Origin of the sequence: Lysinibacillus agricola, from assembly GCF_016638705.1 — a bacterium.
Taxonomy (GTDB): domain Bacteria; phylum Bacillota; class Bacilli; order Bacillales_A; family Planococcaceae; genus Lysinibacillus; species Lysinibacillus agricola.
Genome location: NZ_CP067341.1, coordinates 893,686 through 906,635 on the forward strand (window position 1 = coordinate 893,686; position 12,950 = coordinate 906,635).

The 12,950-nt window shown below is 38.5% G+C and carries 10 protein-coding genes; 9 read left to right on the forward strand and 1 reads right to left on the reverse strand.

What is annotated here, in order from left to right; all coding sequences use genetic code 11:
- Position 1: 1 nt before the first annotated feature.
- Genes FJQ98_RS04255 through FJQ98_RS04270 form a run of 4 tightly spaced genes read left to right on the forward strand, consistent with a single transcriptional unit; the run spans position 2 to position 4,060 of the window.
- A complete protein-coding gene (locus FJQ98_RS04255; RefSeq protein ID WP_053596338.1) occupies positions 2 to 880 on the forward strand; it encodes a DUF4430 domain-containing protein in 879 nt (292 codons plus the stop codon).
- Positions 880 to 1,761: an energy-coupling factor transporter transmembrane component T gene (locus tag FJQ98_RS04260; RefSeq protein ID WP_053596337.1), complete on the forward strand. Its 882-nt coding sequence runs from the start codon at positions 880 to 882 to the stop codon at positions 1,759 to 1,761. Before FJQ98_RS04255 ends, FJQ98_RS04260 begins: the two co-directional genes overlap by 1 nt.
- Positions 1,734 to 3,386 (forward strand): ABC transporter ATP-binding protein, encoded by a 1,653-nt coding sequence (locus FJQ98_RS04265; RefSeq protein WP_053596336.1) that lies wholly within the window; start codon positions 1,734 to 1,736, stop codon positions 3,384 to 3,386. The genes FJQ98_RS04260 and FJQ98_RS04265 overlap by 28 nt, the downstream gene beginning before the upstream one ends.
- Positions 3,365 to 4,060 carry an ECF transporter S component gene (locus FJQ98_RS04270; RefSeq protein WP_053596335.1) on the forward strand — a complete coding sequence of 232 codons (696 nt, stop codon included), beginning with the start codon at positions 3,365 to 3,367 and terminating at the stop codon, positions 4,058 to 4,060. The genes FJQ98_RS04265 and FJQ98_RS04270 overlap by 22 nt, the downstream gene beginning before the upstream one ends.
- A gap of 250 nt (positions 4,061 to 4,310) precedes the next feature.
- Here the strand turns inward: FJQ98_RS04270 and FJQ98_RS27130 are convergent, their stop codons facing one another.
- The gene (locus FJQ98_RS27130) at positions 4,311 to 4,445 is read right to left on the reverse strand and encodes a hypothetical protein (RefSeq protein ID WP_277815968.1); all 135 of its coding nucleotides are present in this window, start codon (positions 4,443 to 4,445) and stop codon (positions 4,311 to 4,313) included.
- A gap of 243 nt (positions 4,446 to 4,688) precedes the next feature.
- Between FJQ98_RS27130 and uvrB the strand changes: the two genes are divergently transcribed.
- The 5 genes from uvrB to ftsX all read left to right on the forward strand — a co-directional run bounded on the left by uvrB (position 4,689) and on the right by ftsX (position 12,818).
- The gene (gene uvrB / locus FJQ98_RS04275) at positions 4,689 to 6,668 is read left to right on the forward strand and encodes an excinuclease ABC subunit UvrB (RefSeq protein WP_053596334.1); all 1,980 of its coding nucleotides are present in this window, start codon (positions 4,689 to 4,691) and stop codon (positions 6,666 to 6,668) included.
- Between the two features lie 7 nt (positions 6,669 to 6,675).
- Positions 6,676 to 9,540: an excinuclease ABC subunit UvrA gene (gene uvrA / locus FJQ98_RS04280; RefSeq protein ID WP_053596333.1), complete on the forward strand. Its 2,865-nt coding sequence runs from the start codon at positions 6,676 to 6,678 to the stop codon at positions 9,538 to 9,540.
- 242 nt (positions 9,541 to 9,782) lie between these two features.
- Positions 9,783 to 10,973 (forward strand): DUF4097 family beta strand repeat-containing protein, encoded by a 1,191-nt coding sequence (locus FJQ98_RS04285; protein WP_053596332.1) that lies wholly within the window; start codon positions 9,783 to 9,785, stop codon positions 10,971 to 10,973.
- A 284-nt stretch (positions 10,974 to 11,257) separates the two neighbouring features.
- Entirely contained in the window at positions 11,258 to 11,944 is a 687-nt protein-coding gene (ftsE, locus tag FJQ98_RS04290) for a cell division ATP-binding protein FtsE (protein WP_053596331.1), read from the forward strand.
- Positions 11,934 to 12,818, forward strand: coding sequence for a permease-like cell division protein FtsX (gene ftsX, locus FJQ98_RS04295; RefSeq protein WP_053596330.1), 885 nt, complete (start codon positions 11,934 to 11,936; stop codon positions 12,816 to 12,818). Before ftsE ends, ftsX begins: the two co-directional genes overlap by 11 nt.
- Positions 12,819 to 12,950 lie beyond the last annotated feature (132 nt).

Consider the following 12,950-nt stretch of genomic DNA (forward strand, 5'->3'; position numbering starts at 1 on the left):
TATGAAAAAAAGTTTATATTTTTTACTAGTATCATTTCTAGCTCTATTTTTAACAGCATGTAATATTCAAACAGTTGAGCAATTCGAGCAGATGGAGGAGCAGGAGCGGAGTGCGGACGCCCCTCCTTCTTCTGAACAACCTGAAGCTAAAGAACAAACTCCCTCAGTAGAAAATGAGACCGCTGAGGAAAAGCAGAAAGTAGAGGAGCCTGAGTCAGATGAGAAGATTTCGCCCGAGGGAGAAGAGAGAGCACCTCAGCAAAAAGTAGAAGGGCAAAAAGCACAGCAAGAAACGAAAGAAGTAAAACAACAACCAAAACAAGAAGCTGAGAAAAGTCAAGAAGTCGCAAAATCATCAAGTACAAAAACTAATCAGTCTACAACAAAGCAAGATGATGATAAACAAAAAGCAAATACTTCAACAACAGAAAAGCAGCGACAGCCAGCACCTAAAAAACGCACTGTTACAATTGCAATTCGTGTTGATACATTACTAAAGCATTGGGATAAGTTAGACGCCTCCCTACAAAGTGAGAAATACGTACCTAAGAACGGCATCATTTTAAAGACAACAACATACGAGCTGCTATCAGAGAAGGATACTGTTTGGGATGTGCTACAGCGTGCAACGAAGGAGCATAAAATTCAAATGGAATATCAAGGAGCCAACGAAAATATTTATAACAGTGTCTATGTAGAGGGTATTAATCATTTATATGAATTTAGTGCTGGTGAATTAAGTGGCTGGATGTATAAAGTAAACGGTGTTTATCCGAATTATGGCTGTAGCCAATACGTATTAAAAGATGGCGATGTCATTGAATGGAACTATACAGTCGATTTAGGGCGCGACTTAGGACATTATTGGGATGGTAACTAATGAAGGCATTTGAAACATTTCACCCTATCGTACTTTTTTCTTTTTTTGTCGCGTCTATCGGCTTATCCATGTTTTTTGTGCATCCAGTCTATTTAGCTATTACAATTTTCTCAGCTATAAGTTTAAATCTAGCTTTACGCAGACAGCTTTTTTTTAAGGACTGGAAGCTATATGTACCTCTGTTTTTCTTAATGGCGATTATTAATCCAATGATTAGCCATAATGGTCAGCTCGTATTGCTTTATATAAATGGTAATGCACTTACTGTAGAGGCAATTATGTATGGTATCGCAATAGCCACAATGATTATAGCTATTATGCTATGGTTTAGCTGCTATAATGACCTGATGACATCAGATAAGTTTATTTATTTGTTTGGAAAAGTGTCGCCAGCATTATCACTAACATTGTCGATTTCATTGCGATTAGTTCCGCGTTTTAGGCGTCAACTCGCTCAAATTGTACAAGCACAAAAAGTGATTGGGATGGATTACACAGCTGGGTCCCTATGGCATCGTATCAAATGTACAGTGCGTATTTTATCTATTTTGATTACTTGGGCATTGGATAATGCCATTGAAACGGCGGATTCTATGAAAGCTCGTGGCTATGGTGTCAAAAAGCGAACTGCCTTTTCTCTTTTTATTTTTGAGCGTCGCGATGGCGCCGTTTTGGCAATGATTATAGTGCTTTTTCTTAGCAATTTAGTGGCAAGTTTTATTGGTACTACAGCATTTTATTTTTATCCAACTTTCGGAGAGATTAAATGGGATTCTGTAAGCATTCTATTTTATAGTAGCTATTTTATTCTACTCACTATTCCAGTAGCTATCGAAATCAGGGGGGCATTAAAGTGGCGATCGTTAAAATCGACAATGTAAGCTTTACTTATCCTAACGAAGAAAATCTTGTATTAAAAAATATTAATTTAGAAATTCAGCAAGGCGAATTTATCGTGCTAATAGGACAATCAGGCTGTGGGAAAAGTACCTTGCTGCGCCATTTTAAACGAGAATTGCATCCTCATGGAACAATGACGGGTAATATTTTCTATAAAGATTGTGACTTGGAGCAGTTAAAAGCTGAAGTTGCAGCTGCGGACATTGGCTATGTATTTCAAAATCCCGACAACCAAATTGTAACAGATAAAGTATGGCATGAGCTTGCTTTTGGACTGGAGAACTTAGGGGTAGATTCACCAACCATTCGCCGTAGAGTAGCTGAAATGGCCAATTTCTTTGGCATCCAAAAATGGTTTCATCATAAAACAGCCGAGCTTTCTGGTGGTCAAAAGCAGTTATTAAACTTAGCATCCATTATGGTGATGCAGCCAAAATTGCTACTACTTGATGAGCCAACATCGCAATTAGATCCAATTGCTGCTTTAGAGTTTATTCAAACATTGCATCGACTAAACAAAGAATTAGGTATTACCATAATTTTAATTGAGCATCGACTGGAAGAAGTGTTACCTCTAGCTGATCGCGTACTTATTATGGATGAAGGTAGGATCTTATTGGACGGTTCTCCTAAGGGAATTTTAAATGGTTTACCAGCAAATCATGCCATGATTACAGCATTACCTGCGGCAACGAAGATTTTCCACTTACTGAACGGTACGGGACCGATCCCTCTTACTATTCGTGAGGGACAACATTGGCTAAGTAACCAACCATACAGTTTTGCTCCCTTGAATACACTTCCTACAATATCCTCGGTCAATACAGATATTGTATTAGAGGCAAAAGATATTGCTTTTCGATACGAAAAAAATGGTATGGATATTGTCCATCATTTTAATTTGCAGGTGAGGGAGCAGGAATTTTTAACGATAATAGGTGGAAATGGTACTGGAAAATCTACGGTTCTTTCTATTTTAACGGGGCTACAAAAACCTTACCATGGCAAAATACTCTTATTCAATAAGGCGTTAAAAAGCTATAGTAATAAACAATTGTACCAACAATATATAACTTTATTACCGCAGGATCCAAAAACATTATTTGTACAAAAAACGGTGCTTCAAGAGCTAGATGATATTGCCCATTTACATAAAGTAACAGATGGAAAGGTTCAAGAAACGATTCAATTGTTTAAATTAACCCATTTATCAAATCGGCATCCGTATGATTTAAGTGGGGGTGAACAGCAGAAGCTAGCACTCGCAAAGCTTTTGTTAATAGAACCTAAAATATTGCTATTAGATGAGCCGACGAAGGGTCTTGATGCACATGCGAAAGAAGAACTCGCAGACATATTAAAAGATTTACGAACTAAAGGTATGACAATCATTATGGTGACACATGATATTGAATTTTCTGCACAACACAGCAGTAGATGTGCTCTATTTTTCGACGGAAGTATTGTATCTGAAGGTGAGCCACGAGCATTTTATAGTGGAAATAATTTTTATACAACAGCAGCACATCGAATATCAAGAGATATATTGAGCAATGCCATTACTTGTGAGGATGTAGTTACCTTATGCCAAAAAACATTCGTTTAATTATTTCACGCATTGTCATCCTTGTGTTAATTCCACTTACTTTATATGCGGGCATTACAATATTTGCTGACCGAAAATATTATTTTATTTCGATTGTCATTATGATTTTAGCGTGTGTGCCGTTCTTCCTATCATTTGAGCGTAGAAAGCCACAGCCACGGGAAATTTTAATCATAGCAGTGATGTCTGCTATATCAGTGGCGGGGCGTGCCTTATTTATTGTTACACCTGGCTTTAAGCCTGTGGCAGCTATTACAGCTATTACAGGGTTTTCGCTTGGTGCGGAAGCTGGCTTTTTAACAGGAGCAATTTCTGCATTAGTATCGAATATGTTTTTTGGACAAGGTCCTTGGACACCATTCCAAATGTTTATGTGGGGAATGATTGGTTTTGTTGCTGGTTTGTTAGGTAAAACTGGTATAATGCATAAAAAAATCCCACTTGTATTATTTGGTATTGTTGCAGGTGTATTCTTTTCATTTGGCATGGATATTTGGGGAACAGTTTCAATGTACGGTGTTTTCAGCTGGAAAGCATATGCACTGGCATTAACTTCTGCAGTACCTTTTATGATAATCTATGCTGTTTCTAATGTAATTTTTCTACTATTGTTAGCTAAACCAATTAGAGAAAAACTAGAGAGAATAAAAAATAAATATGGGATTTTACAATAGACCTTTGTAGTCAAAAATTGTCTTATTCATTAGCCACAAAGGAGTGAAGAGGAGAGCCCAGTAAGTAAAACAGATATCTCATTGTTAGAAATAATTATATCAACAGGTAGCTTGTAAAAATGAGTTCGGTAATACACCGAACTTATTTTTTATGACAAGCAGTTATGCAATCTAGTTAATCAGTTTTAATGGTAACCCGATCAGTTCTACAATCAAGCTGATCGGTTCTACCGTTAACCCGAGCATTTATTCAATCTAGCTGATCAGTCAACCCGATCAACTCTTCAATCAACCTGAGCGTTTCTCCCCTAACTCGATCAAATCTCCCTAGAATTCGCTTATCTTTAATAGACCCAATTTCAACGAGCAATTCATCATCAAACATTGAAATTCCTGCTAAGGTCATGTATTTACATTTTCCCTTCTCGATTAGCTAACATTTGGAAAGGGTAATCTATTTATAGATAGGCTGTAATTGAATTTTTTGGTACATACGTTCTATCGGAATCATCTTAAATATAGCAAATAAAAAAATATTTACAAACATTCGTTCGTTAAATGTTCGAAATTTTAATAATGCTATGCTAAAATATATGTATCAAATTGGTAGGAAAGGACGGGGACATGTGTGCAAGCATTTGATTTACAAGCGCCATATACGCCTAATGGCGATCAGCCACAGGCAATTGCGGAATTAGTGGAGGGTGTATGTGCAGGTAAACGTCATCAAACATTGCTCGGTGCAACAGGAACAGGAAAAACGTTTACGATTTCTAATGTCATTAAACAAGTAAAAAAACCGACACTTATTATGGCGCACAATAAAACATTAGCGGGTCAATTATATAGTGAGTTTAAAGAGTTCTTCCCTAATAATGCAGTTGAATACTTTGTCAGCTACTATGATTACTTTCAGCCTGAGGCCTATGTACCGCAGACGGATACTTATATCGAGAAAGACTCAAGCATTAATGATGAAATTGATAAGTTGCGTCACTCTGCGACATCTGCATTATTCGAGCGTGATGATGTCATTATTATTGCATCCGTGTCCTGTATTTATGGTCTAGGTTCTCCAGAAGAATATCGTGAAATGGTCGTGTCTGTGCGTACTGGGATGGAAATTGAACGTAATCAGTTGCTTCGAAAACTGGTCGATGTACAGTATGAGCGTAATGATGTGAGTTTTACACGTGGTACGTTTCGGGTACGTGGTGATGTAGTGGAAATATTCCCTGCATCTCGTGATGAGCATTGTATCCGCGTGGAGTTTTTTGGGGACGAGATCGACCGAATTCGCGAGGTGGATGCGTTAACTGGAGAAATACTAGCAGAGCGTGATCATATAGCTATTTTCCCAGCATCCCACTTCGTTACACGAGAAGAAAAAATGCGAAAAGCCATTGAAAATATTGAAAAAGAGTTGGAGGAGCGTCTAGCTCTTTTACGTGCAGAGGATAGATTATTGGAGGCACAGCGTTTAGAGCAGCGTACTCGTTATGATTTAGAAATGATGGGTGAAATGGGCTTTTGCTCAGGTATCGAAAACTACTCGCGTCATTTAACATTGCGTGAAGCGGGGGCAACTCCATATACGCTACTTGATTATTTCCCTGATGATTTTTTACTTGTTGTCGATGAAAGTCACGTTACTTTGCCACAAGTTCGAGGGATGTATAACGGTGACCAAGCACGTAAAGGTGTACTAGTTGAGCATGGCTTCCGTTTGCCATCAGCACTAGATAACCGCCCTTTACGTTTTGAAGAATATGAGAAACATATACATCAAGCTATTTATGTATCAGCAACACCCGGCCCGTATGAGCTTGAGCATTCTCCGGAAATGGTGCAGCAAATTATTCGTCCAACTGGGCTGCTTGATCCACAAATTGAAGTACGTCCTATTGAAGGACAAATTGATGATTTAATCGATCAGATTCAAGATCGTATTGCTCGTGATGAACGGGTGCTCGTTACAACATTGACGAAAAAAATGTCAGAGGATTTATCAGCTTATTTGAAAGAAATGGGCTTAAAGGTGGAGTACTTGCATTCAGAGATTAAGACGCTAGAGCGATTTGAAATTATTCGCGAGCTGCGCAAAGGTACTTATGATGTTCTAATCGGCATTAACTTATTGCGTGAAGGGCTAGATATTCCTGAGGTTTCTCTTGTGGCGATTTTAGATGCTGACAAGGAAGGATTTTTACGTTCAGAGCGTTCATTAATTCAAACGATTGGACGTGCGGCGCGTAATGCTAATGGTCATGTCATTATGTACGCAGATAATATGACGGATTCGATGAAAAAGGCGATTGAGGAAACGAAGCGTCGTCGAATAATGCAAATGGCGTATAACGAGGAGCATGGCATTACGCCGAAAACGATTGTTAAGAAAATTCCTGATGTTATTCGTGCAACACAGGTGGCAGAGGAAGAAGAGTCTTATGTAGCGAAGACAACAAAAGGTAAGAAGTTAACGAAGGAAGAAAGAGAGCAATTACTTGCTTCCCTAGAAGTAGAAATGAAGGAAGCAGCAAAGGCGCTAGATTTCGAACGAGCTGCTGATCTGCGCGATACAATATTTGAATTGAAGGTAGAAGGGTGAATGGCTTGTGAAAAATACTGAAATAGTCGTGCAGGGCGCACGAGCACATAATTTAAAAAATATTAATGTCACAATTCCACGTGATCAACTAGTAGTGCTAACAGGTTTATCAGGCTCAGGGAAATCGTCATTAGCGTTTGATACGATTTATGCCGAGGGACAACGTCGTTATGTAGAATCACTTTCAGCCTATGCACGTCAATTTCTTGGGCAAATGGACAAACCAGACGTCGATGCGATAGAGGGGTTATCTCCTGCTATTTCAATCGATCAAAAAACGACGAGCCGTAACCCACGTTCTACTGTTGGTACAGTAACGGAAATCTATGATTATTTACGTTTGCTATTTGCGCGTATCGGTAAGCCTATTTGTCCGAATCATGGTATTGAGATTACCTCCCAAACGATTGAGCAAATGGTCGATCGACTATTATTTTATCCAGAAAGAACGAAAATGCAGCTGCTTGCCCCAATGGTATCAGGGCGTAAGGGAACGCACGTAAAGCTACTGGAGGATTTAAAAAAGCAAGGCTTTGTTCGAGTACGTCTCGACGGGGAGCTACGTGATTTAGATGATGCGATTGATCTTGATAAAAACAAAAAGCATTCAATAGAAGTAGTCGTGGATCGTGTTGTTATGAAGGAAGGCGTCGCGTCACGTCTTAGTGATTCCTTAGAGACAGCATTACGTTTGGCAGATGGCCGTGTACTTGTCGACGTGATGGAGCATGAGGAATTATTATTTAGTGAACATCATGCCTGTCCATTATGTGGATTTTCAATCGGTGAGCTAGAGCCCCGAATGTTTTCATTTAACAGTCCATTCGGAGCTTGTCCAAGCTGTGATGGTTTAGGCTCGACGCAAGAGGTAGATCTTGATTTAGTAGTACCTGATTGGGATCGAAGTTTATTAGAGCATGCTATAGCACCATGGGAACCCACTAGCTCTCAATATTATCCACAGTTATTAAAGGCGGTATGTGATCATTATGATATTCCGATGGATGTACCTGTAAAGGATCTTCCGAAAGAAAAGATGGATAAAATTTTATATGGTTCTGGAAAAGATAAAATCCACTTCCATTATGAAAATGAGTTTGGCAATGTTCGAGATCAAATGATTGAATTTGAAGGTGTTGTACGTAATGTGGAGCGCCGTTTTAAGGAGACATCTTCTGATTACGTGCGTGAACAAATGGAAAAATATATGGCACAGCAAGCGTGTCCGTCTTGTAAAGGTTATCGTTTAAAGCCTGAAACATTAGCTGTAAAAATAGCAGATAAGCATGTTGGTGAAGTTACACAGTATTCCATTCAGGAAGCTGATACATTTTTCAAAGAGCTAGATTTATCAGAAAAAGATATGAAAATTGCTCGACTTGTCTTACGTGAAATTGAAGAACGTCTAGGCTTCCTCGTAAACGTGGGATTAGATTATTTAACGTTAAGTCGAGCGGCAGGAACACTTTCAGGGGGAGAAGCTCAACGAATTCGCCTTGCGACACAAATTGGCTCGCGTTTAACAGGTGTCCTCTATATTTTAGATGAACCATCAATTGGCTTGCATCAACGCGATAATGACCGTCTCATTAGTACGCTGCAAAATATGCGTGATATTGGCAATACGCTTATTGTTGTCGAGCACGATGAAGATACAATGCTGGCGGCGGATTATCTCATTGATGTTGGTCCTGGTGCAGGTGTGCATGGTGGTCAAATTGTTGCAGCAGGGACACCGCAGGAAGTAATGGAAAATGATAAATCTTTGACGGGGCAATATTTAAGTGGTAAGAAGTTTATTCCACTGCCAATTGAGCGACGCAAACCGAATGGACGCAAATTATCCATTAAAGGTGCTAAGGAAAATAATCTTCACAATGTGAAGGTGGATGTACCACTTGGATTATTCGTGGCCGTAACAGGCGTTTCAGGGTCAGGTAAATCAACACTTATTAATGAAATTTTATATAAATCATTGGCTCAGAAACTTAACCGTTCAAAGGTGAAGCCGGGTGAACATAAAGAAATAACAGGGATTGATGAACTAGAAAAGGTTATTGATATTGACCAATCACCAATCGGTCGTACACCTCGCTCCAATCCTGCTACTTATACAGGTGTTTTTGATGATATTCGAGATGTTTTCGCAGTAACAAATGAGGCAAAGGTACGTGGCTATAAGAAAGGTCGCTTTAGCTTCAACGTTAAGGGAGGTCGCTGTGAGGCTTGTCGTGGTGACGGAATTATAAAAATTGAAATGCATTTCCTACCAGATGTTTATGTACCGTGTGAAGTCTGCCATGGGAAACGTTATAACCGTGAAACGCTTGAAGTGAAATATAAAGATAAGAGCATTGCGGATATTTTAGATATGACGATTGAAAACGCAGTCGTATTCTTCGAAAATATTCCGAAAATCCAGCGTAAGCTACAAACCATCGTGGATGTAGGATTAGGCTATATGAAATTAGGACAACCTGCCACAACGTTATCTGGTGGTGAGGCGCAGCGTGTAAAATTAGCCTCTGAATTACACCGTCGTTCAACAGGTAAATCATTCTATATTTTAGATGAGCCGACAACGGGCTTACATGCAGACGATATTGCACGTTTACTCATTGTTTTACAGCGTCTTGTAGAAAATGGCGATTCAGTGCTAGTGATCGAACATAATCTAGATGTCATCAAGACAGCGGACTACATTATCGACTTAGGGCCTGAAGGTGGCGACAAAGGTGGCACAATTGTTGCGACAGGTACACCTGAAGAAGTCGCAGAAGTAAGTGGCTCTTATACAGGAAAATATTTAAAACCGATATTAACAAGAGATCGTATGCGTATGGAAGCTGCTTTAGCAAAGGCTTCTCAATAAAGTAATTGTTCGCAAATTCCCTAAAGGGGATTTGCGAATTTTTTTTACGTGCGCCCGGCATGCGGATGTCGATAAAAATTAAAAGTTGGGTGACATTATGTTAAAACGTATGTTATGTGGATAAGTTGACTGTAGTAAGCCTAAAAAAAGATATATCCCCAATATTTTCATTTTTATGGTGAAACTTTTCACAAAATGATTCGTATAAATACTATAACGAACTGAGGGAGGCTATTTTAATTATGCAAAATGAACGTCAACGAATTTTAGAACTTGTGGAAAAAGGAACAATTTCAGCGCAAGAGGCGATTACATTATTAGAAGCATTAGAGCAACCTAGCAAGTCCACTCAAAATGTTATGAATGATGTGTCAAAAGAGGACCAGCATTCCTCAACAGAAAAAGAGTCAGTATTTAAAGATGAAAGTCACAAAGATGAAACGAAAAAAGATGAAGATTTTACGAAATATTTCCAAGAAGAGATGCGAGATTTTCGTAAAGATTTAACACAAATTGGTTCACTCTTTATGGATATGATGAATACGGCAGTAAAAAAGGTAAAAGAATTTGATGTAACCTCTCCGTTTGGTGATAAAGTAGAGTTTACTCATACGGAAGAAGTTGCAGCTGAACATGTAGACAATATAATTGCTGAATTACCGAATGGCAATTTTTCATTAGAATCTTCTGAAGGAGATAGCTTCCAAGTTATTTGCAAGGTGAAGGCACCACTTGTTAATGATAGTGAAGAAGAAACGCGTGCTCATTTCCTAGAGCAATTCGTGGTGAAGGAAGATGAAGGTTCACTACGAATTTTAAGTCAACTAAAGCTTGTTCAAGTAAATGTTAAAGTACTTGTACCAAAGGATAAATTGGAGAAACTATCAGTACGTTTAATGAACGGTAGTGTTACTTTACAAGATACGGATTTCGAGCAATTAAAAGTAAAGACATTAAATGGTGCGATTAAAGGCTCTAAGTTTAATTTTGGGAAGGCAGAAGTGGATTCTTCTAATGGCTCGATTGAATTAACAAATGTTCGTGGTAAAGATTTAGAAGCTGAGACATTGAATGGTCGTGTATATTTGGATGGCGCATTGGATGAAGTTGAAGCAAAATCGGTCAATGGACATGTTGTTGTTACAACTTGCTCTACCAATTCATCAAAAATCAAAGCGCAAACAGTTGCAGGAGCTGTTGAATTGTATGTGCCACGTACAATATCGTTAAGCGGTAAAATTGTTACGAATTTTGGTAAAGTAGATGTTGGTATTCAAGATGCTTCAAAAATTGAATCACAGGATCAATTCTTATCAAAAGTAGTACGTTTTGATAAAGAAGTAGAGGATGCTAATCGTCTATTTATCGAAGGCGAGTCTAAAACAGGTGCAGTTTTAATACGCTATACAACAACTGACGAGCAGCATATTTAAGTAACAAAAGCATTCAGGCTATGCGAAACAGCATAGCTTGAATGCTTTTTTATTGCTTGAAAAGTTAAGAAAACAGAAATCGACTTCTACATATTGAGGTCGATTTCTGTTTTCTTGTATGTCGAGTTTTATGACAATTTCGTCTCGAAAATGGCAATGAAGGAACGAAATAGCAAGAACTGCCACGGAATGAAATGAAACTGTAATAAAAAAGGGAGATATAGAGTGCTATAATAGTTAACGAAATACCTCTTACATAGGTAAGAGATTTAGGTGGTTTAAATATGATAGAAATGAAAAATGTGACAAAGAAGTACCCAAGTGGCGTTGTTGCGGCAAATGGGATTTCCGTTAACATAAAGCAAGGTGAATTTGTTTATGTTGTAGGTCCAAGTGGTGCAGGTAAATCGACATTCATTAAGTTAATGTACCGCGAGGAAAAAGCTACTTCAGGAGAAATCACTGTTAATGGCATAGATTTAGCTACATTAAAAAATAAAAAAGTACCTTTTTTACGTCGTCAGCTTGGAGTCGTTTTCCAAGATTTCAAACTACTTCCTCGTTTGAATGTCTATGAAAACGTGGCATTTGCACTAGAGGTAATTGAAGAGGAACCAGTGGAAATTCGACGTCGAGTAATGGAGGTTCTGGAGCTCGTGGGGCTGAAGCAAAAGGCGAGAATGTTCCCTAATGAACTTTCAGGTGGCGAACAGCAGCGTGTTTCGATTGCGCGCTCTATTGTCAATGTACCGAAGGTCGTTATTGCAGATGAACCTACCGGGAATCTTGATCCTGAGACATCGTGGGATATTATGAATTTATTTGAGGAAATTAATGCAAGAGGTACAACTATTGTAATGGCAACCCATAACCGTGAAATCGTGAATACGATTCGACGTCGGGTAATTGCGATTGAAGGCGGAATGATTGTCCGTGATGAGCACGGAGGTGATTACGGCTATGAAATTTAATACGGTGAAACGTCACTTCCGAGAAAGTCTAAAGTCACTTGGCCGTAATAGCTGGATGACCATTGCTTCAGTAAGTGCAGTTACAGTTACATTAATATTAGTGGGCGTATTTGCGCTTATTATGATGAATTTAAATAAAGTAGCATCTGATTTAGAGAACGATGTTGAAATTAAAGTATTAATTGATGAAACAGCTGATGAAGCTGCTGAAAAAGCACTCATGGAAAAAATAAAGAAATTGCCAGATATCGAAGAGATGAACTATTCGACAAAGGAAAATGAGTTAACCAAATTAGTAAAAGATTTTGGGGAAGATTTTAAACTATTTGAGCAAAGTAATCCATTACGTAATGTTATTTATGTGAAGGCTTCAGATCCTCAGCAAACGGCTACTGTCGCTAAGAAAATTGATAAATTCGAGAATACATATAATGTTATGTATGGTGAAGGCAAAGTAGAAAAGCTTTTTAACGTCTTGAATATTAGCCGTAACGTAGGGACAGTGCTTATTTTAGGGTTATTATTTACAGCGATTTTCTTAATTTCTAATACAATTCGAATTACGATCATTGCACGTGGTGATGAAATAGAAATTATGAAACTTGTAGGAGCAACAAACTGGTTCGTGCGTATCCCATTTATATTAGAAGGCATGTGGCTCGGAATTTTAGGTTCTATTATTCCGATTACGGTTATCGCAACCCTATACCACAATGTATATAAAATTATTGCGCCTCGATTACAGGGTGAACTTGTTCAAGTACTTGATTTCTCACCTCTTGTGTACCAAGTAAGCGGTCTACTATTACTCATTGGTGTCCTAATCGGTGTTTGGGGAAGCTTCATGTCAGTACGTAAGTTTTTAAAAATTTAGCTTTCGTTAGGCTTATCATAAAAAGTTGGGATGACATTTTAAACGTATTCCATATATATAAGTTGATTGGAAGAAGGTTGGGCGACACCTAGGGGATTAGCGAGCCATGCGAGTGAAGCGGCTCATCGAACG

What these genes read in the sequence shown, in the direction of transcription:
- FJQ98_RS04285 (WP_053596332.1), top strand. Translation starts at nt 9,783, where the DNA reads ATGCAAAATGAACGTCAACGAATTTTAGAACTTGTGGAAAAAGGAACA.
- FJQ98_RS04270 (WP_053596335.1), top strand. Translation starts at nt 3,365, where the DNA reads ATGCCAAAAAACATTCGTTTAATTATTTCACGCATTGTCATCCTTGTG.
- ftsX (WP_053596330.1), top strand. Translation starts at nt 11,934, where the DNA reads ATGAAATTTAATACGGTGAAACGTCACTTCCGAGAAAGTCTAAAGTCA.
- ftsE (WP_053596331.1), top strand. Translation starts at nt 11,258, where the DNA reads ATGATAGAAATGAAAAATGTGACAAAGAAGTACCCAAGTGGCGTTGTT.
- FJQ98_RS27130 (WP_277815968.1), bottom strand. Translation starts at nt 4,445, where the DNA reads ATGTTTGATGATGAATTGCTCGTTGAAATTGGGTCTATTAAAGATAAG.
- FJQ98_RS04260 (WP_053596337.1), top strand. Translation starts at nt 880, where the DNA reads ATGAAGGCATTTGAAACATTTCACCCTATCGTACTTTTTTCTTTTTTT.
- FJQ98_RS04255 (WP_053596338.1), top strand. Translation starts at nt 2, where the DNA reads ATGAAAAAAAGTTTATATTTTTTACTAGTATCATTTCTAGCTCTATTT.